22 protein-coding genes are annotated in these 23,941 nt (G+C 71.9%); 12 read left to right on the top strand and 10 right to left on the bottom strand.

The annotated features are described in order from the left end of the window. The first annotated feature begins 403 nt into the window (after positions 1–403). From ACWGB8_RS21025 to ACWGB8_RS21005, 5 genes are all read left to right on the top strand, one after another. The gene (locus ACWGB8_RS21025) at positions 404–910 is read left to right on the top strand and encodes a hypothetical protein (protein ID WP_452215051.1); all 507 of its coding nucleotides are present in this window, start codon (positions 404–406) and stop codon (positions 908–910) included. 322 nt (positions 911–1,232) lie between these two features. Continuing rightward, positions 1,233–1,448 carry a hypothetical protein gene (locus ACWGB8_RS21020; protein ID WP_452215050.1) on the top strand — a complete coding sequence of 72 codons (216 nt, stop codon included), beginning with the start codon at positions 1,233–1,235 and terminating at the stop codon, positions 1,446–1,448. Between the two features lie 357 nt (positions 1,449–1,805). After that, positions 1,806–2,222 (top strand): DUF6313 family protein, encoded by a 417-nt coding sequence (locus tag ACWGB8_RS21015; RefSeq protein WP_452215049.1) that lies wholly within the window; start codon positions 1,806–1,808, stop codon positions 2,220–2,222. Beyond that, a complete protein-coding gene (locus tag ACWGB8_RS21010) occupies positions 2,215–2,490 on the top strand; it encodes a hypothetical protein (protein WP_452215048.1) in 276 nt (91 codons plus the stop codon). The genes ACWGB8_RS21015 and ACWGB8_RS21010 overlap by 8 nt, the downstream gene beginning before the upstream one ends. Positions 2,491–2,500: 10 nt before the next feature. Then, complete coding sequence (locus ACWGB8_RS21005) at positions 2,501–2,785, top strand: hypothetical protein (RefSeq protein ID WP_452215047.1); 285 nt, start codon at positions 2,501–2,503, stop codon at positions 2,783–2,785. Positions 2,786–3,015: 230 nt separating this feature from the next. Here ACWGB8_RS21005 and ACWGB8_RS21000 read toward each other — a convergent pair whose 3' ends face one another. Both ACWGB8_RS21000 and ACWGB8_RS20995 read right to left on the bottom strand, forming a co-directional pair. Beyond that, positions 3,016–3,909: an SDR family oxidoreductase gene (locus tag ACWGB8_RS21000; RefSeq protein WP_452215046.1), complete on the bottom strand. Its 894-nt coding sequence runs from the start codon at positions 3,907–3,909 to the stop codon at positions 3,016–3,018. A gap of 867 nt (positions 3,910–4,776) precedes the next feature. Next, positions 4,777–5,190, bottom strand: coding sequence for an STAS domain-containing protein (locus tag ACWGB8_RS20995; RefSeq protein ID WP_452215045.1), 414 nt, complete (start codon positions 5,188–5,190; stop codon positions 4,777–4,779). 126 nt (positions 5,191–5,316) lie between these two features. On the opposite strand from ACWGB8_RS20995, the gene ACWGB8_RS20990 reads away from it, so the two are divergent. Together ACWGB8_RS20990 and ppk2 are read left to right on the top strand one after the other, a co-directional pair. Beyond that, a complete protein-coding gene (locus tag ACWGB8_RS20990) occupies positions 5,317–5,745 on the top strand; it encodes a helix-turn-helix transcriptional regulator (protein WP_452215044.1) in 429 nt (142 codons plus the stop codon). Between the two features lie 170 nt (positions 5,746–5,915). Beyond that, positions 5,916–6,935, top strand: coding sequence for a polyphosphate kinase 2 (gene ppk2 / locus ACWGB8_RS20985; protein ID WP_452215043.1), 1,020 nt, complete (start codon positions 5,916–5,918; stop codon positions 6,933–6,935). Positions 6,936–7,006: 71 nt separating this feature from the next. Here the strand turns inward: ppk2 and ACWGB8_RS20980 are convergent, their stop codons facing one another. Then, a complete protein-coding gene (locus ACWGB8_RS20980; protein ID WP_452215042.1) occupies positions 7,007–7,258 on the bottom strand; it encodes a hypothetical protein in 252 nt (83 codons plus the stop codon). 1,276 nt (positions 7,259–8,534) lie between these two features. On the opposite strand from ACWGB8_RS20980, the gene ACWGB8_RS20975 reads away from it, so the two are divergent. Both ACWGB8_RS20975 and ACWGB8_RS20970 read left to right on the top strand, forming a co-directional pair. Further along, positions 8,535–8,726, top strand: a complete 192-nt coding sequence (locus ACWGB8_RS20975) for a hypothetical protein (protein WP_452215041.1) — start codon at positions 8,535–8,537, stop codon at positions 8,724–8,726. Positions 8,727–9,068: 342 nt separating this feature from the next. Beyond that, positions 9,069–9,521, top strand: coding sequence for a peptidoglycan-binding protein (locus ACWGB8_RS20970; protein WP_452215040.1), 453 nt, complete (start codon positions 9,069–9,071; stop codon positions 9,519–9,521). 23 nt (positions 9,522–9,544) lie between these two features. Here the strand turns inward: ACWGB8_RS20970 and ACWGB8_RS20965 are convergent, their stop codons facing one another. Continuing rightward, on the bottom strand, positions 9,545–10,696 hold the full coding sequence (locus ACWGB8_RS20965) for a helix-turn-helix domain-containing protein (protein WP_452215039.1): 1,152 nt from the start codon (positions 10,694–10,696) through the stop codon (positions 9,545–9,547). Positions 10,697–11,425: 729 nt separating this feature from the next. Here ACWGB8_RS20965 and ACWGB8_RS20960 point away from each other — a divergent pair. After that, positions 11,426–11,605, top strand: a complete 180-nt coding sequence (locus tag ACWGB8_RS20960) for a hypothetical protein (protein WP_452215038.1) — start codon at positions 11,426–11,428, stop codon at positions 11,603–11,605. Between the two features lie 482 nt (positions 11,606–12,087). Here ACWGB8_RS20960 and ACWGB8_RS20955 read toward each other — a convergent pair whose 3' ends face one another. From ACWGB8_RS20955 to ACWGB8_RS20945, 3 genes are all read right to left on the bottom strand, one after another. Beyond that, positions 12,088–13,254, bottom strand: coding sequence for a glycosyltransferase (locus tag ACWGB8_RS20955; protein ID WP_452215037.1), 1,167 nt, complete (start codon positions 13,252–13,254; stop codon positions 12,088–12,090). 791 nt (positions 13,255–14,045) lie between these two features. Continuing rightward, positions 14,046–14,597 carry an SMI1/KNR4 family protein gene (locus ACWGB8_RS20950; protein ID WP_452215036.1) on the bottom strand — a complete coding sequence of 184 codons (552 nt, stop codon included), beginning with the start codon at positions 14,595–14,597 and terminating at the stop codon, positions 14,046–14,048. 210 nt (positions 14,598–14,807) lie between these two features. Beyond that, a complete protein-coding gene (locus ACWGB8_RS20945; RefSeq protein ID WP_452215035.1) occupies positions 14,808–15,347 on the bottom strand; it encodes a hypothetical protein in 540 nt (179 codons plus the stop codon). A gap of 1,494 nt (positions 15,348–16,841) precedes the next feature. Here ACWGB8_RS20945 and ACWGB8_RS20940 point away from each other — a divergent pair. After that, positions 16,842–18,938, top strand: a complete 2,097-nt coding sequence (locus ACWGB8_RS20940) for a serine/threonine protein kinase (RefSeq protein WP_452215034.1) — start codon at positions 16,842–16,844, stop codon at positions 18,936–18,938. A 172-nt stretch (positions 18,939–19,110) separates the two neighbouring features. Here the strand turns inward: ACWGB8_RS20940 and ACWGB8_RS20935 are convergent, their stop codons facing one another. Continuing rightward, complete coding sequence (locus ACWGB8_RS20935) at positions 19,111–20,517, bottom strand: serine/threonine-protein kinase (protein WP_452215033.1); 1,407 nt, start codon at positions 20,515–20,517, stop codon at positions 19,111–19,113. 619 nt (positions 20,518–21,136) lie between these two features. Here ACWGB8_RS20935 and ACWGB8_RS20930 point away from each other — a divergent pair. Further along, positions 21,137–21,556 carry a hypothetical protein gene (locus tag ACWGB8_RS20930; protein WP_452215032.1) on the top strand — a complete coding sequence of 140 codons (420 nt, stop codon included), beginning with the start codon at positions 21,137–21,139 and terminating at the stop codon, positions 21,554–21,556. Between the two features lie 776 nt (positions 21,557–22,332). Here ACWGB8_RS20930 and ACWGB8_RS20925 read toward each other — a convergent pair. Beyond that, on the bottom strand, positions 22,333–22,980 hold the full coding sequence (locus tag ACWGB8_RS20925) for a LysE family translocator (RefSeq protein ID WP_452215031.1): 648 nt from the start codon (positions 22,978–22,980) through the stop codon (positions 22,333–22,335). Between the two features lie 222 nt (positions 22,981–23,202). Further along, positions 23,203–23,874 (bottom strand): hypothetical protein, encoded by a 672-nt coding sequence (locus ACWGB8_RS20920; RefSeq protein WP_452215030.1) that lies wholly within the window; start codon positions 23,872–23,874, stop codon positions 23,203–23,205. Positions 23,875–23,941: the final 67 nt, after the last annotated feature.

The following is a 23,941-nucleotide window of genomic DNA, read 5'->3' as shown; positions in this document are numbered from 1 at the left end:
CGGCCTGTCGTCGTCTCCGGGGCCCTCTCGAAGGACCCGGCGGGGACCAGCACGAACCCACCCGGTTCCTCCATCCCCGGAGGCCTCACCCTGGTGGGGGCGCCGTCACAGCGCCACACCACCACTTCGAGCGTCCTCCCGGCCCAGCCCCCGGTCAAGGGTGAGGAGATGGACGCAATTGCCGGCCAGTAGTCCCGGCCGGGGTCGGAGGCGCGGCTGTTCGTTTGTCCTGCAGATTGTCCCGCACGACGCAACCGCGCAGGAGCAGGTTGTCCCGGCACCCGCACAGCGCACCGGGCACTGCGCAGCGAGAGCGGACGCGCTGCGCAGCGCTGCACTTCGTGCCGCAAGGCGACCCTTGCTGCACCCGTGACCGCCCGGGCTCCGCGTCGGTTGCACCGGTATGACGACCTCTGCGCTGTCCGCGCTGCCGCTGCACTCCGACACCCACGAGACCGAGGCCCTCGACGGCGAGGACCAGGTGCAGCGCGCGGCCGAGCTGGCGGCGCTGCACCGGGTGGCCGGCGCGGGGGAGGCGGCGGCCGCGTGGGTGCGCGAGCTGGTCAGCCGCCAGGGCGAGGAGGAGCACGGCCGGCTGCTGGAGCGGGTGGCCGAGGCGATCGTCCGGGCGAGCAGCCGCGAGATCATCCCGGGCAGCGACGGCCTGCTGGCCGAGGAGCTGCGCTACACCCTGGCGGAGGACGTGGTGCTCGGCGCCTCGCACACCACCGGCACCCTGCCGAAGCTGCACCCCGGCGAGCGGATGCCGCTGATCACCGTCTGCTCAATCGCCGCCGCCTTCCCGTCCTGCGTACTCGGCGACCTCGCCCACGAGCTTGAGGTGCTGGCCGCCGAGCTCGAGGCCGCCACTGACGCCAGCCGGGCTGCCGAGGTACCGGCCGCCGGATGAGCAGCGCCACTCGGCGTGGGCTCGCCCTGGGGGCCGGGCGGGTGCTGTCCACCGCCGTCCGCCCACCCCGCACCCCGCTGCCGTGGTCACCCGCCGCCCTCAACGCCGGGCTGCACGCCGCCCTGGCCGCCTACGAGAAGCGGGCCGCTGCGTGGCGCGAGGCCTTCGAGGACCTGGACGAAGACGTCCTGGCGGAGGCCACCGCCGAGGCCCGAGCGTTCGACACCGACCCGGCGGCCGCCGTCGACGCCCTGGTGCGCGGCCTGCTGCTCCAGCTGACCGACTGGCAGCAGGCGATCGGCACGCTCGGCCGCGGCCTGGAGTGGCGGCCGCGCAGGATCGGCCACTGCCCGGCCGCGCCGCCCAGCACCGCATCGGCGTCCTCGCCCTCGAGGTCTCCCCGGCCTACATTTCTGACCGCCAGGCCACCGACAACCTGGGCCGCATCGCCAACGACATCGGCACCACCACCGACGAGCTGCTGGCCTGCCGCCGCTACGCCCTGTCCGGGGACGTCCGCGCGATGGACGGCTGGTAGAGCCGCAGGCCCGAGGGGCGGCTTGCTTTGCGCCCGTCTCGGAGGACCACCGGGGGCGATCTATGAAACCGCCGCAACAATCGAAGGCCGGGTTGAAGCTCAAGGCAGCGGCCCGCCCCGCGCCGTAGAGGCTGTCACCGTCACCGATTTCCCATGGGAAATCGCGCCGCGCAGCCGACTGGAGCTCTGGGCTTCTTGGGGCCGGAATTCCTGCCTGCGGGAGGCCGACAGCTCCAGGTGTCCGGCAACCCTGAATCCCGTGCCTGGCGGGGAAGGCGGATGGCGGGCGCACGGCCCCCGGCCTACCGTCGAAGAGAGGGCTCGTTGCGCGGTGCCCCGGGACTCCCCGGGGGAGGTGTGGTGTTAGACCGAGACGCCCTGGGCGGCATTCCCCACTGGGTGGCCACCACCGGCAAGTGGATCGTGGGCGCCCTCGTCGCCCTCTTCCTGCAGACCTGCTTCTTCCTCGGCTGGTCGAACGCATGGGACATCCTCGTGGGCAGGCTGTCGCCGCGGAACCTGGACTACCCCTACCTCGTGTGGCCGCTGTCCGTGTGCGGCTGGCTGATCGTGCCCGCGCTCATCGGTGCGCTCGCCGGGGCGTCCGTATCGACGAGGGTCGGCCGACGCCGCCAGCAGAGCATGGAGGAGATCGCCGAACGGGCTGCCCAGCGGGCAGCCGAACGCTCCCGGCCCCAGCCCCGCTCCCGCAGAGGAACCGCGGAGGACGAGGCCGCCGGGAACAGCAATGAACGGGGTGAGAACAGTGACTAGCCTCGAAGGCCTGCTGCTGCGGGGCGGGCAGGACGCGCTCTTCGCTTGCGAGTTCATCGGGGCCGCCCACCAGGGCCGCAAGGAAGCCGCCGACGGGTGCTGGAAGCGCCAGGTCCGAGAGATGCTGAACCACGCCCGCGACGTGGACGTCATCCCGTTGAGCAAACGCGAGCAGTGGGCGGAGGAGAAGGCCCAGTGGGTGCTGTGGCCGATCGCCGAGCTGGGGGGATGCGGAGCCCCGTACAGTGGACCGAACCCGTCGTGCTGAGGAGTCCGACATGAAGGACGCAATCACTCGGAGGATCATCAAGGACGCTCTGCTGGCCCAGCTGCCGAAGGAAGTCAGCCGCCAAGACGCGGAGGCCTTCGCCAAGGATGTCGCCGACGCCTCCCTCAAAGGGCCAGCATCGCAGCAGGTGATCACCGACATCATCAAACGCCACCCAGGCCTCGCCGCCCAGGTCGGTCTGGCACACCGCGCCGCCCGTCGTCCGGCACTCGCCTTCAGCTTCGACCCCGCACCGGTGCCCCCACCTCCGACCGAACCACCGCTCAGCCACTGACCCACACCGCCGCAGCCGGGCCGAACAGCCCGTTGAAGGCGACGCAACGCCCGGCCAGTAGTCCCGGCCGGGGTCGAGGGCGGGGTTGGGTGCCTCCCCAGCGGGGCAGACCAGCCTCCCCTGGTGGAGGAAGTGGCGCACCGCCGGGGCCGACCCGGTCGGTTCCCTCCCCTCGTTCTTCGGCGGCACGCATCGGGCGACGCGCCAGCCCGCGGATGCCGGCCTTCCCGTCAGGGCAGGGGTGTGCCGCCGGTGGCGTTGACGATCTCCGCGGTGATGTAGGAGGACTCCTGGGAGGCGAGGAAGACGTAGGCCGGTGCCATCTCGGCGGGCTGGGCGGCGCGGCCCAGCGGTGACTGCTCGCCGAAGTGCGCGACCTTCTCCGCGTCCATGGTGGCCGGGATCAGCGGCGTCCACACCGGCCCGGGGGCGACGGCGTTGACCCGGATGCCCTCGGGGGCGAGCTGCATGGCAAGGCCCTGGGTGAACGCGACGATCGCGGCCTTGGTCATCGCGTAGTCCAGCAGGTGCGGGCTGGGCTTGTACGCCTGGACGGAGGCGGTGTTGATGATCGAGGCGCCTTCGCGCAGGTGGGGCAGGGCGGCGCGGGTGAGCCAGAACATGCCGTACAGGTTGGTCCTCATCACCCGGTCGAACTGCTCGCTGGTGATCGCGGCCAGGCCCTCGGGCTGGGACATCTGGTAGGCGGCGTTGTTGACCAGGACGTCGAGGCCGCCGAACGTCTCGGTGCTGCGGGCCACCAGGTCGGCGCAGAAGTCCTCGTCGCACAGGTCGCCGGCCACGGCGAGGGCGCGCCGGCCCGCGTCGGTGACGAGGCGGACGGTCTCCTCGGCATCGCCCTGTTCGGCGGGCAGGTGGCAGAAGGCGATGTCGGCGCCCTCACGGGCGAAGGCGAGGGCGACGGCCCGCCCGATGCCGGAGTCGGCGCCGGTGATCAGTGCGGTGCGGCCGTTCAGGCGGCCGGTGCCACGGTAGCTCCTCTCGCCGTGGTCCGGGCGGGGCTCCATCTCCTCCCCGCTGCCCGGGTGCGGCTGGGACTGTTCGGGGAACGGCGGCTGGGGATGCTGCTCGGTCGGGTCCTGCGGGGTGTGCTGGTCGTTCACGGTAGGCGGTCTCCCTCGGGTGGGCCGGGGTGGTTCACGGGGGCGAGTCTGGCCGCGCGCCGGTCCGTTCGCGCGCGGGCTGCGGCACGCGGGTGGTTCGCCCGGCGCGCCCGCGCGCCGATCGCCCGCCGAGTACCACTGCGACCGACCACCGGCCGCCGTCACACCTGCGAGCACTGCCCATGGACGCGATCGTTCTGCTGAGGGAAGGGGAAGGCCACAAGAGCGTGGAGCCCCGCCCAGGCATCGCGCTGCCCTGCGGAAGCCACAGGCCCGACCATGCCGGCCCGGAACGGGGCGCACGGGAGCGGACACGCGTCCTCGCCGTCAACGCCGTCCTCGACTCTCCCGGCGTCGAGCACCGAAGCCCCGCCGCGCGCACCCTGCGTTCACCGCTGCCCCGCTCCCCTGGAGGCGCCGGCTCGGCATGCGCTCCCGGCCGTGTCGCTGGGCCGGTGCTGTCCGCCGTCCGGTGGCGTTCGCATGCGGGCTGACTCCTTGATGTCGTGATCGGCGTCGTACGGATCCCGGAGCGATGACGGGTGAGCGGCCGGGCGCGGGAACGGCGGTCCCGGGTGCGTGAAGGTGGCGCCGACGAGTGCGGCGAAGACCGGAGGCCGGTCGGCCGAGCGGTGCACGGACACGGTGAGGGGCGGGTGGAGCCGGCCCACCGCACCCGTCGGCGGGGTGCCGGTGCCGACAGCAGCGACGATCGGGCCTTCGTCGACGCGGCCGAGGGGCGCGCCGACAGCCGTCCGCCCGGCCGGCGGGCGCAGCAGCAGCAGCTGGATCCGGCGCCGTGCAGGTGGAGGCCGACGGCCAGGACCGTGGTCGCAGGCGGGGATCGCGGTGGGTCGGAGAGGGTGGTCACGGGTTTCGGCTCACGCGAACAGGCGGGGTGAACAACTCGGTGGTCTCGGTGATGTCGAACAGGCGCCGTACCTGGCTGCTCATCGCCACCACCACCAGCGTGCGGCCCTCCGCCAGGGCCGCCAGGCGCAGGCGCAGCAGGATGTTGAGGCCGGTGCTGTCGCAGAAGCTGAGGGCTGAGAGGTCGAGGTCGAGTCCGGTGCCGGAGGTGTGGAGGGCTTTGTCGAGTGTGTCGTGGAGGGTGTCCGTGTTGTCGAGGGAGATCTCGCCGTGGAGGGCGGCGCGGGTGCGGTCGGGGCCGGTGGCCATGTCGAGGACCAGGGTGTCGGCCAGGCGCATGCGGGTGCGCACGGGCGGGTGGGCGCCGGCCGCGGGTTCACGGTGGCCGTCGGCGGAGGGATCGGCGGGCATGTGGGTACTCCTGCTCGGCGGGGGTGCCCTTCCAGGGTGGTCCCGATCCGGTTTTCACGTCAACTGATACACGAATAGTGATTCATCCATGGCAGGACCGGAACGATGGATCCTACGATGTCTGGTATGGCACACACCGATCCCCCGGCCGCGCGCAGGACGAACTGGACGTTCCTGACCAACCACGCGCGGGTGCTGGCCGCCATCGCCCGCGATCCCGGAAGCCGCCTGCGGGACATCGCCGCCGTGTGCCGGCTGACCGAGCGCGCCGTCCAGGCCGTCGTCGGCGACCTGGAACGCGACGGCTACCTCACCCACACCCGCGACGGACGCCGCAACCGCTACCGCATCGCCCCCCACACCCACCTGCGCCACCCCGCCGAGGACGCCCTGCCCGTCGAGGCCCTCCTCACCCTCCTCACCGACCCGACCATCACCCTCGACGCGGACACCGATCTCACCGACACGGAGCGCCTCGACCTGCAGGCCATCGACAGGCAGGCGGGACCCGGCCCCCGCTCCCAGGCCCGCACGGACGGCGCCGCTGCGCCGTAGGCGCCGGTGGGGCCGGTGGGGCCGGTGGGGCCGGTTCCGCGACCGCGCGCCGCAGTGGTCGGCCCGGTCGGCGCAACGCAGCCGGGGGCGGTCGGTCATGATCGCCAGTCCTGCCGGCCCAACTGCTGCCGGTCGCGGCTGTGCGGAGCCTGCCTGGGTAGGCGCGCGGCGTGGACGAGCAGGAAGTGCCGCGGCCGGAGGCCGAGGATCTGCTGGCGGGGCTGAGCGTGGACGCCCGGCGCCCGGAGCAACCCGTGCTGCTGGACTCCCGCGGCGCGCCGATCCGCACCTGGCGGGAGAACTACCCCTACGAGCGCAAGATCGGGCGTGCGCAGTACGAGCGGACCAAGCGGATCCTGCAGATCGAGCTGCTCAAGCTGCAGCGCTGGGTGACGGAGACCGGCGCGCGACTGGTGGTGATCTGCGAGGGCCGCGACGCGGCGGGCAAGGGGGGCACGATCCAGCGGTTCACCGAGCGGCTCAACCCCCGCGGCGCGCGGATCGTCGCCCTGGCCAAGCCGACCGAGCGCGAGGCCGCGCAGTGGTACTTCCAGCGCTACGTCCCCCACCTCCCGGCACGCGGCGAGATCGTCTTCTTCGACCGCTCCTGGTACAACCGCGCCGGCGTCGAGAAGGTCATGGGCTTCTGCACCCCCGGCCAGTACGAGCTGTTCCTGCGCCAGTGCCCCGTCTTCGAGGCCATGCTCGTCGAGGACGGGATCCTGCTGGTGAAGTTCTGGTTCTCCGTCTCCCGCGCCGAACAACGCACCCGCTTCGCGATCCGGCAGGTCGATCCGGTACGGCAGTGGAAGCTGTCCCCCGTCGACCTCGCCTCCCTGGACCTGTGGGACGCCTACACCAGCGCGAAGGTCGAGATGTTCCGCGCCACCGACACCCGCCCCGCCCCCTGGACCGTGGTCAAGAGCAACGACAAACGACGCGCCCGGCTCGAAGCCATGCGCAGCCTGCTGTGGCGCATCGACTACGACCGCAAGGACGAGGCGGCCGTCGGTGTCCCGGACACCCTCATCGTCGGCTCCGCCGACACGCTCCTGGAGGCCGGCGAACAACCCGCCGACCTCTCCCCCACCCCCCTGGCCGGCCCACCCCTCGGCCCCGGCCTCCACCCCCGCCCACCGGAGCCCGCCACCGACGACACGGCCGGCAAGCCCGCCACGCACGAGTCCTGACCTCCGCCGTGATCCCCACCCGGATCGTGCCGGTGTCGTCCGTCCCTTCCCCCCGCCCGCCTCCCGGGAACTCATTCCCGCCGGATGAACTCGGCGGCCTCGAAAGCGGCCAGGCGCAGCGCGGTGTCGGGGCGTAGGGCGCCGTCGGCGAGCATGTCCTGGAGTGCGGGTGACAGGCGGGTGCCGCGGGGGGCGAGGACTTCGCAGGCGCGGACGGGCAGGTCCCAGCGGCGGCCGGCTGCGAGGAGGTGGGCGGCGCGGGCGACGTGGGTGGGGGTGCCGAGCTGATCACAGCCCTTGCGGCCTGCCTGGCGATCATTCACGAAGACTCGGCCAGAACAATTTCGCGGATCCTCTTCAGTGCTCGGGGCGCCAGAGGCTGCCTGGGCAGCGTCCGGGCGTCGGTGAAACGGTCGGCGGGCGCAGCCGGGGACGGGCCGTCCGGGCGCGGCCCGGGTAAGGGGGGCGTGGGACGGCGAAGGCCGGATGCCGATCGCGTCCGGCCCATCGTCGTCTCCGGACTCCGATGGGAGGACCTGACGGAGTCCTGGCCCCACCGTGCCCGTCCTCCGCTCCCGGAGACTCGTCCCTCGATGGCGGCGGCTCCGAACCAAGCGCTTGCCTGCGACCACTTCGAGCGTGCTCCCGACCGAACCACAGGTCAAGGCCGGGAAGGCGGGGCAGTCCGGCGTCGTCGTGGTGGCGGGCGCGCAGCGTGGCTCGCCTCGGGTCGCCCCGCCGGCCCCGGCCGGCTGCGCCGCTGTGTAGTCGGCTGGTGGGCACGTGGCCGCCCGAGGAGCCCGGCACGGCAGGGACGGTACAGGCGATCTAGGTCAACTCTCCATGATTGCAAGCTGGTTGGCGTGTAGCAGTGCGCGCGGCGAGGCATCATGAGGGCAGGAAGGCCGCCGAAGGGGAGCTCAGGCGCGTACGTCGTGGGCCGATGGGGCGGCCGACAGGAGGGGCGGATCGTGCGACACGTCGTTGTAGCGATATTCGTGGTGGTCTTGCTCTGGTCCATCGCCAGCACCGGCGGCGGCGGTCAGGACAACCGTCCGGCCGACACGGGCTGGCAATACGAGCCGAACCACTTCCCCCCTCCGCAGCCGCCTCCGCCCTATCCGGGGTGGCCGGGACCCCCGCCGGGCGTGGGCGGCTTCCGCTGACAGCTGTCCGGCGCACCGGGCGGGTCGGCGCGGCGGTCGGAGGCTGCGCGGGCGGCGGCGGGGTGTGGTGCGGCGTCGGCATCGCGGCGGCCAGGCGCCGGTTGTCCGGGGTCTTGGGCCGTGTCGCCGGAGGTCTTGGTCAGTCCTGGTCGGGGACGACTTGGATGGTGCGCCGACGGCGGGCGGCGACGTTGCCGAGCTGAATTTCCACGGTCAGAGCGGCCGCCGCCACTCGCCGGTCCCGGCCCCCCTGATGGAGCCGTCCGGCAACGGACTCACCCGGAGTGGTGACGCGTAGGGGCCACGGTCAGGACATTCCAGCACGCCGGCACGGCCCGCCCTGCGGTTCCGGCCGGCCTGGCCGGCCCCCGCGACGGCGCGGAACTCCGGCGGGGCCCCGATTTCGACATCCTGCGGAGGGAAGACGCTCGCCATGGCGAGCGGGTGGACCTCCGGCACCCCCGGCGGCGCCGCATCGAACGCGTCCTTCGGGCGGGAGCCCTCCGCCGGGCCGGACGTCCAACCCGCTTCGAGGACGGCCTGGACCTCCTCGGGCGTGAGGCGGGTGACGTGCTGCCAGGTGCAGATGCGCGAGGAGAGCATCGACTCGCGGCGCGGCACCTGATGACAGCCTCCGCAGCCGGCGAAGACGACGGCGATCCGGGTACAGCCGCATGGGTGAGCGAAGCCACCCTGCGAAGAAGCTCGCTCGGCCTGCCCGCCAGGCACTGCGGCCTCATCGAGGCAGTGCGGGCGGTGAAGCCCCTCCCCCTGTGGGGTCTTCGTTGTTCCCCTGTCCCATTCCCGTCCCGGCAGGCGGGCGAGACTCCCAGGTCATCCGGGTGGGACGCGTCCCGCCGTCCCACCCGGCCGCCTTGCATTGCGGGCATTACCGGCACCCTGACAGCGTCGCTCCCGTCCTTGCCGGACCGAAGGACCGAAGGAACGAAGGAATGAAGGGAAAAGCATGCGACCGAACGTTGTGACGAGGTCGATCGTCAGTGCCGCCGCGGTGGTCGGGTTGGCGATCGGAACGCTCGCGGGTGCCGGTACCGCCTTCGCGGCGTCCGCGCCGGCGGCCCAGCCGGTGGTGAGCGCCGAAGCCGGCGTGCTCGCGACGAACAACCTGGGCCTGAGCAGCACGCAGGCCAAGAACGTCCAGCGCTGGCTGGCCAACAACTGGGGCTACCGGGACGCCATCGACGGAATGCTGGGCACCAACAGCTGGAAAGCGATGCAGCACTTCCTGACGGCGCACTGGGGCTACACCGACCCGATGGACGGGATCCCCGGCCCCGACACGATCAAGGCGCTGCAGCGGTTCCTGAAGAAGTACTACGGCTACACCGGTGCGATCGACGGCATCGCCGGGGACGGCACCAGGGCCGCGTTCGCGCGGTTCGCCAACGTCCTCGGCTGATCCGTACGCGCCTGCCTCGCCGTTCACGGGGGAGGCGAGGCAGGCGCGCTCGGCTTCAGGGCCCGCTCGCAGTGGGGCCAGTCGCCGAAGCCGAGTTCGCGGCTCCACAGCTTCCGGGCGGCCTGGATGTTCCATTCGGGGTCCAGCGCCCGGGCAGGTGTCCCGCCCAGTTCGCCCAGGCGCGCGTCCGAGATCTGGAACACCCCCCAGTTCCTGGTGCCGTTGGTGTTCGGCAGGATGTGCAGGGGATCCAGGAAGGACTGGCAGTCGGCGATGGCCACGGCGTCATCCGGGACCTCCGGGAACACCTCGCGCACCCGCCGGCGGACCTGCTCCGGCGACCAGGTGTCCATCCGGACCGACGACTCGTGGAGAGCCTTCTTCGTCGGATCCCCCACGACTCCGTTCGGTACGAGGCCCGCAAGCACCTGGAACGCCGTCACCCGGCGCAGCGTCTCAGGACCGAACGAGCCGTCCACCTTGATGCGGGCGCCCCGTTTGTCGAGCAGCGCCTGCACCTCGCGTACGCACTCGTCGTGCTGACCCATGCTGATCACGGGCCCGCACGTCTGCGAGAACAGCGCCCGCCCGCCCGGCGCCGCCCTCGTACCCGCCCCTGTGGACAGGGCGGAGACTCCCCAGGCCACGAGGGCGAGTACAAGGGCGGCGGCCGTGCCCATCACGACCAGGCGCCGCCGAACCCGGCTCCGGACCGGGGCCGGTGAGCCACCGGTCCGGGGGCCAGGGCCAGGGGCGGGGCCAGGGCCAGGGGCGGGTCCAGGATCCGGGCCAGGGGCGGGGTCCGGTGGTTCGACGGGGGCGGCCTTCGTGCCCCCGACCTCCGCGACCTCCTCCGTGGCCTCGATGGAGCTCGCGGCCTCCGTGGTCTCGATGGACTCCACGCCCTCCCCGAGGCCGTTCCCGGCCCGCGCCGCGTCCGCCAGGGCCCAGAGCCGGTGCAGTTCGCGCAGCTCGGCCGGGGAGGCTCCGCAGACCAGGGCGATGCGGTGGGCGGGGCCGTAGTCCTGGGGAACGGACGTGCCCGTGCAGTAGCGGTGAAGGGTCGAGCGGCTGATGCCGGTCTTTTGGGCGAGGACCTCGTAGCTGTAGTCGGCCCTCCGGCGCAACGCGCGCAGCCGGGACGCGAACCGCTCGGCCTCTTCGAATCGTTTCACAACGCCCCCCAGGTGGTGAGAGCACCCCGCAGACGCGAGAGGCGTCCCGGCGTGCCAACGTGCCAGATGTGTTCCCGTGCGGCCCGTCTTCGGCGTGGGCCTCATGTCGCCGCACAACGTCCTGCCCACGAGAACCCGGAGAGAAGCATGGGACGAGTCGGTGCCGTCCCCGTTCCAGTCCCCCTTGATCGGAACGTCACCCGGGTGGCCGAACTTCACCCCGTGGTCGACGCTCGCGAACGATCCGGAGTCGGTGAGGTGGAACGGGTGGAACGGCGTGTCCGACGGCCGGTAGACCCCCGCCCCGCCGACCGGGAGCACCTGGGGCGTGCGGGGCCGGCATTCCGGCCGCCCGCGCCTCCACCACCTCGCGCAGCCCGGAGGTGTACTCGTCTCCCTTCGCCTCCAGCTCGAACCGCCGTCATTCAGAAAGGTGTTGATGCCACACCGGCGCAATCACAAGCGGGTGATCAGAAGTGCGGAGACGAGTAGAGCCACGGCATGCAGAGCTTGACCAGCCAAGTACAACCCATCGAGCCCGGCCGTCCGCAGGCCGGCGACGTCCGGCGAGCCGGCGTGCTGCAGCAGTACTGGTGGTCTCCGCTATCTGCGAGTGCGGGACAGCGGGTCGATCAGGGCGTTCGCGGATCCCCGCCTCTGCAGACGCCCTCCCTTCAGTCGGCCCTGACCGCGGCTCTGGCAGACCGTCGTGGAACACTGCGGTGCATCATGAGAACCGAAGTCCAGGTCTTTGTCGCCGACGGCCCGCTGCCCGACTGGGACTCCACCGAAGAAGAGTTCGACAGACGCAGCCGGCAACTGGCCGCGATCACCGAACCTGTCACCGCCGAGGAAGCCCACGCCCTGGCTGCCTGCTTCGGACCCGATGACTGCTACGGCGCCGGCTGAACACTGATCCACCTCATCGAAACAGCCCCCGGACCGCTGCCCGTCGTCCCCCGCCCCAGCGCCGGCACACCCACCTGGGACATCCCCTGGGGGCGATGGCACTGGCACTACGGCGAGGAACTCGGCGACGAGACACCGTGAGGTGTCCAGGAAGAATCTGCCGAAAACACATTCCAGCACGGCCGATCCACTCCCCCTGACCCCGCGGCCGCCGGGCAGGGAGTGCTGCACCCTGCCGGGGCGGGTGGTCGCGGGGCTCGGGGGGACGGGAACCGGGACGCCGGCACTCCCCGGCCCTGCCGTCGGTCCCCGGGGGGACGGGAACCGGGGGTCCGAGCGTCCTCGGTGTCGAGCCGGTGGACGCGGCTGCCTGGTGCTACGCCTTCAGCGCGAGTCCGGCCCGAGCGGGCAGGTCCTCAGGGTGGGGGTGTCGCTGCTGACGGGTACGGGGATGACACGGGTGCCTGGCGGCGTGGGCCGGCTCAGCTCTCCGGGTCGAGCAGGAGCTTCGCGGCCACCGTCGTGCCGTCGGTACGGACGGTGCCGGCCACGGCCTTCGCCCGGGCGCGGGTCTCGGGGGCCAGGGCCACGCCCAGCGCGGCGGCCAGGGACGCCGTGGTCGGGGTCGGGCCGTCGTGTGCCACGCCGATGCCCAACTCCGTGACACGCTCGGCCCAGTACGGGTGGTCCGCGCCCTGCGGCACCACCACCTGCGGAACACCGGCCCGGGCGGCCGTCGCCGTGCTGCCCGCGCTGCCGTGGTGCACGACGGCGGCGACCCGGGGAAACAGCGCCGCGTGATCGGCCTCGCCCACGGCGAAGCAGTCGTCCTGACCGTCGGTCAGATCCAGCTCCGCCCAGCCGCGGGAGAGCAGGACGCGGCGCCCCTGCGCACGGACCGCCTCCACCGCCACCCGGGCCACATCCGGCGAGGTGGTCATCGGCATGCTGCCGAAGCCCACGAACACCGGTGCCTCGCCGGCGTCCAGGTAGGCCGACAGCCCGGGCGGGAGCGGCCGCTCGTCCGGCCGGAACCAGGTACCGGTCTGGACGACACCGAGGTCCGTCGGCGGCCACGGGCTCAGGACCGGGTCCGTCGCCAGGAAGGGGGCGTCGGTGAAGGCGTAGTCACGGACGTTGTCCACCGGCGGCAGACCGATCGCCGCGCGCCGGGAGTTGAGCAGTTCGCCGAACATCCCGTTGGCGGTTTGGGCGTCGATCTCCCACAGTTCCCGGTTGTCGCGGACCCCGGGCGGCAGCGGGTGGCCGCGCCGGGCGGGCGGCGGCTGGTGCGGGGACGGCAGACTCACAGGCGAGTGGCTCACGTACGCGAACCGGATGCCCAGCTTCTCCGCCACCGACCGTGCGCCCGCCGAGGCCGGCAGCGGGCCGGTCGCCACCAGGACGTCACACCCCTCGGCCGCCGCGGCGACCGTCTCGAACTGGGCCGCCATCAAGTCCGCCACCCGCTGGGCCAGTCCCGCTGCGGAGCCCGGCACCACGGTGGTCACCACCGGCCGTACCGGCTCCCCGGCCGCCACCATCGGCACGCCCGCACCGGCCAGCAGCTCCACGAACTCCTGGTCCGGCGGCGCGCACACCCGCACCTGCGTACCGAGCTCCCGCAGCCGCACCGCGAGCCCCACCATCGGCTCCACGCTGCCACGGGCACCGTATGTCGACAACAACACGCGCAAGGGCTTCTCATTCCTGTGGAATCCGGCGAATCCGGCCGCCGGGTCAGGTCGATGATTCTGCGCCATGACCGGGGCCTTGCCGCAAGCCCCCGTGGACGCTATAGATTGATCATGGAAAGAGTGGGGTGGTTCCTCTTTCCGGCGCCTCACCCGGCCCCGGTCGGACAGCGCGGCGGCGGTGACAGGCCCTGGGGCCCGCCTGCCGGTGGGGTTCATGAACCTGCTGGACGTGCCGATCGTCCACGTCGCGGGGCACAGCTCACTCCTCAACCTTGGCCCACCACCCGGTCGGGAGCACGCTCGAAGTGATGGCAAGAGCCCTGTCGGAGCCACCATCGAGGAATGAGTCCGCGGCCCGGAGGACTGGACGCACGGCGGGAACAGGCCTCCACCGAGTCCTCCGGACGCAGCCCCGAGCCGACGACGGGCCGGGCACGGACGATGCCCGGCCTTCGCCGCCCCACAGCTCCCCCACCCCTGTCCGCGCCCGGACGGCTCGCACCCGGCTGCGCCCCGGGGCCGGCCACCGCAGGGTGGGATGGTGAACCTGATCGTGGTACTGGAGCAACCGGAGGAGCCCGACCTCCTCGTGGTCCATGCCGCCCCGTCCGACCCCGGCATCCTCGACGACCGGGGCCACTGACCGCGTGCGGGCTCGACACCAGCCCTCAAAGGTCCATGTGGCCGGGCCTCGTTCCGGCTTCCGAGGATCCGGACCCTCACCCGCCCCTGACCCGAGCCGACTACAGCCGCGAGGCCGCGTCCGCCCAGCGGGCCCGGGGGAAACCTCCGTTGACGACGTCTGCTTCGTACCAGCCTCGGCCGTCAAGCCACGCCCCAAGCCACTCGGCGAGGCTGCCTGCGTCGACGAACCACGCCCCGGACACGTCCTGGCCGCTGATCGCGTTGGGCTCGAAGAGCAAGACGGTTCCGTCGTCGCTGCGACAGTCCACGCACGCGAACATCGCGCAGCCCCAGTCCAGCACCGGCACGACCCCTTCGGGCCACGACCACCAGGTGTCCGATCCTTCCGGAGGGATCCTGTCCAAGTACCCCTGCACGACCGAAGTCTCCCAGTCCGCGTTCGGCCCACCAGAGAGCGGCAGAACGGAGTCCGAGGGACCGAAGCCGCCGTTGCCGACCCTCTGGTAGAGCGCGGCGAGCAGGGGGTGCAGGCGAAAGCCCAGCTTCCGCTCGGCCTCGGCCAGCTCGGCGGCGGAAACCGGAGATTGGGGCAGGTCACTCGCTGCCGACGCAGCCACAACTCGGTTGATCAACTCTTCGAAGTCGTTCACGGCCGCATCGTCTCCGATGCATCCAACAGATCAAGGATCGGGGGTACCGGCTCCGGCATGCGCTGCGGTTCCGCGAACCGGCGGCGGTGCCGTACCTGTGGATCCGACTGTTCCTGGCCCGGTGCTCCCCGGCCCCGGTCGTGGTCGTGACTCGGTTCGGCGTGGTGTGCATGGTCGGGGTTCTGACCGACCTCGTGTGCTGGTGGGCCGTCAGAGAGGGATGCGGGCGCCGAAACCGGTGTCGTGGCAGCCCCGGCCATGGGTGGTGGCGAGGTCCCGGGCCGCCCGGCGGAGGCGGTCGGGCCGCTGGGCAGCACACCCAGGCCGCGTAGCTGGTGCGGGGTTGGGGCGGTGGATCTCGTCGATCACCACCAGCCGCACACCGGTTCTGTTGCAGGTGCGGCAGACGAACGCGCCGATCCGGGCCCGGGCCGACCGGTACCGGGGCGCCGGTTGCGGCACGGCGGCGGTCGCGGCCCGGATGGCCACGGTTGCCCCGGCCGGCCGTCGTTGTTCCCGCCCGTCGGGGTGCCGCGGCGGCGGCGGACCCGCCTTCAGCCCCTGGGCGTTCGTATGCACGTCGATGTCATCCAGCACCGCCGCAACCAGTCCCAACGAGGCGTGCGAGTGCGCCACCGCGGTGCCGGTCATGGCATTGCCGGCGGCGACAGCCACCACCGCGCCGGCGCCCAGCAGCTGAACCACCCTGCGGCGGCTGATCTCGGACAGGGGACGGGAAGAGTCGTCCATGGTCTTCTCCTGAGGTGATGGGGTGCCGATCGGCCCTGCTGGAAGCACGGCGCTCAACCGGGGGGTGGCCGAGCCGGGGGTGGGGTGGAGCGGGGGCGGGGCACCTGCGGGTAGTGGGCTGGGCAGTAAGAGGTATCCAGGCCCCTGCTGCGCCCGGGTGGGGGGCAGCGCAGGTCGGCCTGATGTGACTCTTCCGCCGCTCGGGCGGGCCGGTACGGAGGTACACCGGTACCGGCGGAATCGGGGCGGGGTGATGAAAGTGAACTACAACGCCGACGCAGCGACGCTGTCAATGCTCGTGCACCGGAAATTCGCCTGCGGAATCCGGGCGGGGTGGTGACACAAGGGCCGGGTGAACGGATCGGATTGTTGTTCCGGTCCTTGATCCAGCCAGGTCGATTCGTTCAAGGGCCGGGACATCCCTGGCAATGCGCGTCGCACCGTCCGATGGGAAGGGATCCACGGACCGGTGCTCGGAGCGGTCGATCAGCGATTTCCGGGGAGCTTTCAAGTGTCCACCCATGAGGAAGAGTTGGGGACGCATAAGCCTCGGACCGGCTGGACCTCGACCGCCAGATCCGGCGACGTCGCGAACGGCTCGGGCGGCTGCCGCATCACCATTCTTGACCAGGCATCAGATGGATGCCGACCGACCTGATCCGGGAGCCACGGAACCGAAATCCCCGGACTTCTCAAAGCGGCTGCGGAGACACGAGAACAGTCTGTCGGCCATACGATTTGGTTATCCGCCCCATCAGTATTTCGAGTCTTCCTAACGTGCGAAATTCCGCCGGAGCCGCGGCCGGCTGCTCCAGTCCTTCGAGCCAGGCGGCCACCGCCAGGGGCTGGCCGGCTTCGTCGGGTTCATCCATTCGGCATTGCCGGGATCGTCGGCGTCGCCGTGTGATGCGGCTGACTCCGGGCGCCTGCCTTCCGACAGGCGGCGGGCGGTGTTCCGGCGGGCGCGCGGGCGGTTCTTGCTGCTCGGGCCTGCGTCCGGGGTCGGGGTCGGCGCAGGTACATCGTGTACAGCTTGTTGTTGAAGCAGGCGGCCGGTGCGTCCCAGGGGTGGCTCCCGGGATGGTCTGCGCTCCTTGCCAGGAGGAGCCGTTGTGGTCGGCGACCCACAGCCGACCGGCAAGGCGGCGCATCAGGATGCTCAGGGCGCCTGCTGCCGCGTCGGCGGCATGCCCGTACGGTGCGCGACCGGACCACCGGCCCGTCTCGCGCGCCGGCGCGCCTTCGTGGTCCTGGTGCTGCGGCTCAGTCGCCGGGAGAACGCGCGGGCCTGCTCGGCGCGCTCGGTGATCCACCTGCGGTCGCGTTCGATCGAGCTGTCCAGGCCTTTGCGGTCGAAGACGACCCGGGCCTTGCCCAGGACCGGTGCCCGCGCCGGGCCGCTCCGCGAGGCCGAACGGAGGCGCTTGAGGAAAAGCCTTACACCGGACGCGAATCACCGGCAGACTGGCCCTGATTTGCTGCTCTTCGGGCTGAATGACGTTCGATCAGATCAACAACGGGATGCGTCTCGCCGCGACGGCGCGGCGGGCGCCGCATGGGGGATACGAGATGTGGGGTCAGGGGACGGTCCTGGGGGGCAGGTACGTCCTGGCCGAACGGCTGGGCAGCGGCGCGATGGGCGAGGTCTGGCAGGCCGAGGACCAGGTGCTGGAACGGCGAGTAGCGGTCAAGATCGTGTTGCCGGCGCTGCTCTCCGACGCGGTGTTCGCCGCCCGCTTCCGGAGTGAGGCGAAGACCCTCGCCGCGCTCAACCACCGCGGTGTGGTGGACGTCTACGACTACGGCGAGGACGAGGACTCCACCGGGCGGCTCGCCTACATCGTGATGGAGCTGCTCGGCGGCCGGCCGCTGGACCAGGTGCTCGCGGAGCTGGGGACGCTGCCGGTGGGCCGGACGCTCGACATCGTCGCCCAGATGCTCGACGCGGTGGACGCCGCCCACCGGCGGGACATCGTGCACCGGGACATCAAGCCGTCCAACCTGATGCTCGCCGAGGACGGCCACCTGACCGTCACCGACTTCGGGATCGCCCGGAGCCCGGCCGGTGCCAGGCTCACCGCCTCCAACGCGGTGATGGGTACGTCGCTGTACCTGGCTCCCGAGCGGTGCGAGGGGCGGGACGCCACGCCGTCCTGCGACCTCTACTCGATCGGCGTGGTCTGCTACGAACTGCTCGTCGGGGAAGTCCCGTTCGCCGCCGAGACGGCCTTGGAGATCATGCTCAAGCACGTCCGGGAGCCGGTGCCGGAGCTGCCGGAGGAGCTGCCGCAGGCGGTGCGCTCGCTGGTCCTCAAGGCGCTCGCCAAGAAGCCCGAGGACCGGTTCGCGGACGCCGCCGCGATGGCGGCCGCGGTGGCCGGCGCGCGGGCGGAGCTGGGTGACGCCGCCGACGGAGGCCCTACGGTGGTGCTGGGAGGCCGGCGGCCAGGAAAGGCGGCCGGTGGCGCCGCACCGCCGGTGGTCCCGCCCGGTCTGCCCGTCACGCCCGAGCCGAAGGCCGGACCGAGGGCCGAACCGAAGCCCGAGCCGAAGGCCGAACCGGCGGCCGGCGCATCCGGCGCAGGTGCGGAGTCCGACACGTCCGGCACGTCCGGCGCCACGACGAATCCGTCGCACCCGAGGGACACACGGCGGCGGACGATCGTGGCCGTCGTCGTGCCGGTGATGTTCGTGACCGGTGTGGTGACCGTCGACCGGCTCGACATCCTGCCCTGGCAGGCCCGCGCGGACGCGTCCAACGGCACGCCGCTCGCGACCGGGTCCGCGGACGCGTCCCTCCTCCCGACTGCCACCCAGAGCGCGGGTGCGGCGTCCGGATCGGGCGCGCCCGCCGCCCCGTCGTCCACGCCGCCCCCGGTGACGGCGCCGGCAACCGGGGAGAACGCGCCGGCCGCCGGCGGTGCAGGTGCTCCGGTGCCGGTCCCCGGCGGACAGAGCGGCGGTGCGGGCGCAGCCGTGGGAGGCGGTTCGGCCGGCGGGGGTTCGGCCGGCGGAGGTTCGGCGAGTGGGGGTTCGGCCGGCGGGGGTTCGGCCGGCGGCGGGCAGGCGAACGGAGGAGTGCCCGGAGGGCCCGGGGCCGGTGGCGGGGGCGCAGCGGCCGGGGGCACCAGTCCCGGCACCACCTCCGCGTCGACACCGGCCTCCACGCCCCCACCGGCGCCCACCGTGCCCCAGGGCTGTGGCGGGGCCGGCTGGGGCGCCATCACCAACGTCGGCAGCGGTCTGGCGGTCGGTCTGGCCACGGACAGCACGTCCAGCGGCGTCCACGTGGTGATGGGAGGTCATACGCAGTTCGGCTGGGTGCGCAAGGACTCCGGGAAGGACGCGTCCTTCCATGCGTGCAGCGTGAACCATCCCCCGCTCGGCACGATGCCCGGCGGTGCGGCCGTCGAGCTCGCCCAGTCCTTCTACGCCAAGACCTGGCGGCTGACCGACGTCGGTTCCGGCACCTACCTCATCAAGCCTCCGTACAATCCCGGGAGTTGTCTGACGGACAACGGCCCCGGCCGTCAACTGACCTTCGGGGGCTGCACTCCCGGCGCCAAGGAGCAGATCTGGCGCATCCCCTAGCTTGATCTTTAAGCGCCGGCCTCGAACGGGCTGCCGAACTTGATCACTCATATCGGTAACTGCCGTACGTAGAACCGGCCTTCGTCTGATCATGTGCTCCGACAGATGCCCGCCTGACTCCACGGCCGCAGCGCCGGTCATGGCACGTGGCGGCAAGGACCACCGGAGCAGATCAAGCCGGACTCGCCGAGCCGGGGCGTGCTGTTCTCCCACGGGTGCGCGTACGCACATCGCGGTGGACGAGGGTGGCGATGGTCAGGGCGGTAGCCAGGTAGAAGAGCCACATTCCGGAAAGGATCTGGCGGGGCCGCTCGTCGTCCCAGTCGAAGTACGGAGGATTGGACTGGCTCAGCAACACGAGGGAAACGGTGGTGAGCAGCGCTCCCGCGTATCCGGCCAGACGCACTGATACCCGTGAGCCCGGGCCGAGCACCGCCGAGGTGACCATCATCGTTATGAGCCCGGTCACCGCAAGAACGTGCCGGAGGGCGCCCCTGCCGACGGCGAACGTCTCCCCGACGGTCATGCTCCCGTAGGCCGGCATGAACAGGCTGACCGTGAACAGCGCGAGCAGAAGCGCAGGAGGCAGGACTCGTTCCAGCACGTTGCGCCAGACTGGCTCGGGTGTCGTCACATGTTCCGCGGGCCGCTCACGGTGGCGCCGAACAGCCTCCTGCGCTGCCCCGCTCCCGTCCTGTTGCCGGCCGGCGAGCTCTGTTGTCTGCGAAGCCGTGGCCACCTGCGCGAGCAGTGCACGGTGTGCCGCCGAGCTGTCGGGACGCAACAAGCCCGCCGCCTCGCGGACGGTGGCGCGCCGCATGGGGTCCTTCTCCAGTAGCGCCGTCAAGGTGGGAGACAACCGGCCGGCCTTCTCCGCCGGGCGCGGATCCTTGGTGAGGATCGCCGCAAGGAGAGAGGTGAGTGTCGGACCGCTGAAGGGAGGTTCACCCTCAACAGCCGTGTACAGCGTCGCTCCCAACGACCACAGGTCGGAGGCCTCGCCGACGTGCCCGCCCTCGATCTGCTCCGGCGACATGAACTGCGGCGTGCCCATGACCGCACCGTAGCTGGTCAGTGCCGTTGCGTCGGCCATGCCGGCGATCCCGAAATCGGTGACGACGACACGGTCCCCGGAGATGAGGATGTTGTCCGGCTTCAGATCGCGGTGGACGATCCCGGCCTCGTGCGCCGCAGCCAGGGAACCGGCCACGGCTACCCCAATGGCGGCCACGCGGGCTTCCGGCAGAGGTCCGTTCTCGCGGATCACGGCGCCCAGGGAACGACCGGACACGAATTCCATCACGATCATCGGCGCGGCCTCGTACTCCACAACGTCATGGACCGTGACGATTTCCGGATGGTTGAGGCGAGCAGCGGCCCGGGCCTCGCGCATCACCCTGAGCAACAGGCGGCGCCGTTCCTCTCCGACCACGCCCTGGGGCAACACGACCTCCTTGATGGCGACCATGCGTTCCAGTACCTGATCGTCACCGCGCCATACACGCCCCATGCCCCCTTGACCGACCGCTTCAACCAGCCGGTACCGGCCGCCCACCACTTCACCCGGGATCGCTGCCACGACCAGAAGAATAGGACTGAACGGCCCACGAGTTCACCGGTTTGCGCAGGAGACGGACCCCCATCGCCCCGGCCGGCCCGTCGCACCCCGGCGCCGACCGGCCCGAGGCGCGGGGCCCACACCGCCACACCCCCAGCCGGCCCGGCACGCTCCGTCACCCGTGCCCGCCGACTGCCCGCTGAGCATGCGGAGCGCGAGCAGCGCGGAGCCGCGCGGTCCGGCGTCGGTGACGACCAGGCCGAAGGCGAGCACGGTCCCGTTCACCGCCATCGCGTGCCGGGCACCGTAGCGTCCCGTCCCGGGCCGTGCCGGCCATCGCCGAGCGGACCATCCCGCACCGACGCGGCCGCGTCCGGCCTGGCCGCGCCCTTCAACCGCCGGCGCAACTCGGCCGGCTCCAGCGCCTCCACCTCCCACGACACCCGGGCACTCGGGGTCAAAGCCGTGGCTTCGTGCACGAGATCGCGTGAACAAGGCCGGCCTGCACGATCGGGCAGTGCATGCCCCAGGCTCGCGCCGTTGTTGCGGCAATATATTGACCCGGCGTCAACACGGGCGACAGGGTGGTTCGCGGCCGGATCACCAATTCCGGCGCACAGCCCTGCCAGGAGAGAGAACCATGAACAAGATCCGCAGTGCGGTCGCAGTCGCATCGGCACTAACCGCCGTACTGGTCGCCGCCCCCGCCGCTGGGGCCTCGGACAAGCCGGTCGTCGTCGGGAAGACCTGCTCCAACCGTGGCGGGCTCTTCTACTGCGGGTTCGCCTACGGCTCGGGCGAGACCATCATGAAGACGTCGAAGGGCGAGGTCCGCTTCGTAATCGGCCTGGACCACGCGGTGTGGATCAACGACGACAACGGAGCATGGGGCTCCCTGGGCGGCGGCCCCTTCGTCCGGCAGGTGAAGGTCCTCAACCACCAGGGCGACTTCAACTTCACCATCAGTTCCCTCGACAGCAACAACGTGACCTGGTCCCGGACCCTCACCCCGTGGGGCGGCTGGAGCGAGTGGTACCCGGGCGTCCCCAAGGGCTCGTAGTCCGAGCGAGGACGAACGCGGCGATCGTCTCGTGAACCGCCACCGCATGCGACGGGTCATGCTTGTGAACCGTACGACCGATGGCACCGCAGCCTGAGGCGGGAGCCGCGCTGACGGGATCGCGCGGTGCCTCCGGCAGTCGGGAGCGGGAACTGGCGGCCGCCCTTGCCTGGCTGGTCCGGCACGGCGGGGGCGTCCAGCCTCTGACGAGGCCGGCGCCGTGGTGGAGGGTGCGGATGCCGTCGCGGCCGGACCAGCGCAGCCACAGCGCGCCGCGCACCGGCGGGAGGTCGGGGATCGGGCGGCCCACGCCCCGGTCGGCGGGCGCGGGACGGCTGCTGTGCACGGCCGGATCCAGCCCTCCGGGCGTGGTGGCAGGTCCGGGCCGGCGCAGGGGGTGTCGCCGGAAACAACCAGGTCTGGCACTTCCGGCCGGCCGGCTACCAGGGCTGACCCGACCGACCCGCAGTCAACACCACGGCAGCACCGGGCCCCACCGCCCGAAGCACCGCGACCCGCCCTCCCCACCTGCGGGTGAGGGGCTCCCCCACGGCCCGGCTCAACAGGGCGAGGGCGGTGTCGGGGCCGGGGCGGCACAGGGGTTCGCCGGTGGCGGCGGCGACGATGCTGCCGTCGATCAGGGCGGTCCAGGTACCGCGCTGGACGTCGTACTCCTCGGTCCCGCCGACGGGACGGCCGTCGCGCTGAAGTTCCTGGACGCCAGGATGGGCAGGCCACAGGCCGTCGCCGAGGAAGTCGCCCCCCGCTCGGCGGGATCAGTCCCCGGTGGCGAGCTTCACCCCGAAGCCGATGACGACCGTTCCGGTGATCCTGTCGAGCACCCGCTGCGTCACGGGTCGACGCAGCCAGGCGCGTAGGACGTGGGCGAAGGCCACCAGGACTACCGACCAGACCAGGCATTCTGCGATGTGCAGGCAGGTCAGGGCCACGCCCATGGCCAGGTGCGGTGCGCCGGCCGGAATGAACTGCGGCAGGACGGCGATGTAGAACACGCCCATCTTCGGATTGAGCACGTTTGCCAGCACCCCCCGCCGCCAGCCCGCAGCCAGCCCGGCGACCGCGGTCGTCCGCTCGTCGGCGGCGGGGCGGGGCTCCACCGCACCGCGGTGCCTGCGCAGGCTCCTCCACAGCATCAGCGCGCCCAACCACAGCAGGTAGGCGGCGCCTGCCAGGCGCAGAACGTCGTAGGCGGCGCGGGAGGCGGTGAGCAGGGCCGTGATGCCGAGGGCGCTCGCCGTTCCCCAGAACAGTGTTCCCGTCTGGATGCCGAGCACGACGCCCCACGCCTCACGTCGCCCTCCCAGGGCGGCCGTACGGAGGATCAGCGCGGTATCAAGACCGGGAGTCAGGATCAGCACGCCCACAACCACGGCGAAGGACCAGAACGCGGTAGCGGCTCCCATGCCCGGTCACGGTAGCTCAGGCGATACGCGGGCCGCTAGAGCCCAGCCTCGGTGGCGGAGGCGGTCTCGTCCCCGGCATCGACGGGGGCGCTCGTCGTCCCGGGCCCGGTGCAGGGCCTGCTCGATGTTCTCCGGGTCAGCCCCGCCGTCCGGCTGCGCACCTGGCGACGTACCTCGCCGAGTAGGCCTTGCTCCCGGTCGTCGGGCTCGTTGCCGTCGGGGTCAGGCCCGCTCGTAGTGCGCGAGGTACCCCGCGAGCTCATCGTCCATACTCTCCTCGCCGTAGCCGTTCAGCACGTACCAGAGGCGGTTCTCCACCCAGAAGCGGTACGCGAACTCCTCGAACGAGGAAGCGCACCGGGCGATGACCCCCAACCAGTCCAGCGGCATGCCCGGTTCGTCCCGCTCGGGCTCGGGCGCGAGGTCCAGCGGGGAGGCCACCACGAAGGCCTCGCCGCTGGGGCGGAGGTAGAGGTACCAGTGCACGCAGTCCTGCTGGTCGCGCAGGAAGCGGACCAGGAAGGCGTCGGGCTCCCCCGGGCTCGCTATCGGCGAGGAGACGTCCGTCCAGCAGGCCGTGGCCGACACCGCGTCCAGGGCCCGGTGGCTGGCGGCACCGGTCTGGAAGGCGGTGAAGGCGGCGGGCAGCGCGATCCCGGCACCCGCCAGCTCGGCGGCCACGGCGTCGAGGTGCCCGGCGAGCTCCGGTACCGCCGGACCCGTGCCGCCGAGCCACCCGAACCTGCCGTCGAAACGGGCCGGGTCCAGCGGTGGCAGCGTGTCGGGGTCGTACCACTCGTAGGTGCCATCACACGGACGGTGCGGACCGAGGTCGGTGGCGCACCAGAGGGAGGGGAAGACGGGGTGGTGGGTCGGCTCGGTGGCGGCGGTCACGGTACTCCTCGGTGCGGGCTGCGGTGTCACCCGCATCCTGCCGACCGGGACTGACAGTCCACGGCGC

The organism is Kitasatospora sp. NPDC054939 (assembly GCF_053610105.1).
This window is presented reverse-complemented; position numbering and strand designations above follow the sequence as displayed.

Bases quoted from the DNA above. Each gene is read 5' to 3' on its own strand.
- ACWGB8_RS21025 (WP_452215051.1), top strand. From the start codon at position 404: ATGACGACCTCTGCGCTGTCCGCGCTGCCGCTGCACTCCGACACCCAC.
- ACWGB8_RS21005 (WP_452215047.1), top strand. From the start codon at position 2,501: ATGAAGGACGCAATCACTCGGAGGATCATCAAGGACGCTCTGCTGGCC.
- ACWGB8_RS20995 (WP_452215045.1), bottom strand. From the start codon at position 5,190: ATGCCCGCCGATCCCTCCGCCGACGGCCACCGTGAACCCGCGGCCGGC.
- ACWGB8_RS20990 (WP_452215044.1), top strand. From the start codon at position 5,317: ATGGCACACACCGATCCCCCGGCCGCGCGCAGGACGAACTGGACGTTC.
- ACWGB8_RS20975 (WP_452215041.1), top strand. From the start codon at position 8,535: ATGGCGAGCGGGTGGACCTCCGGCACCCCCGGCGGCGCCGCATCGAAC.
- ACWGB8_RS20970 (WP_452215040.1), top strand. From the start codon at position 9,069: ATGCGACCGAACGTTGTGACGAGGTCGATCGTCAGTGCCGCCGCGGTG.
- ACWGB8_RS20960 (WP_452215038.1), top strand. From the start codon at position 11,426: ATGAGAACCGAAGTCCAGGTCTTTGTCGCCGACGGCCCGCTGCCCGAC.
- ACWGB8_RS20955 (WP_452215037.1), bottom strand. From the start codon at position 13,254: ATGGTGGGGCTCGCGGTGCGGCTGCGGGAGCTCGGTACGCAGGTGCGG.
- ACWGB8_RS20945 (WP_452215035.1), bottom strand. From the start codon at position 15,347: ATGGACGACTCTTCCCGTCCCCTGTCCGAGATCAGCCGCCGCAGGGTG.
- ACWGB8_RS20940 (WP_452215034.1), top strand. From the start codon at position 16,842: ATGACGTTCGATCAGATCAACAACGGGATGCGTCTCGCCGCGACGGCG.
- ACWGB8_RS20930 (WP_452215032.1), top strand. From the start codon at position 21,137: ATGAACAAGATCCGCAGTGCGGTCGCAGTCGCATCGGCACTAACCGCC.
- ACWGB8_RS20925 (WP_452215031.1), bottom strand. From the start codon at position 22,980: ATGGGAGCCGCTACCGCGTTCTGGTCCTTCGCCGTGGTTGTGGGCGTG.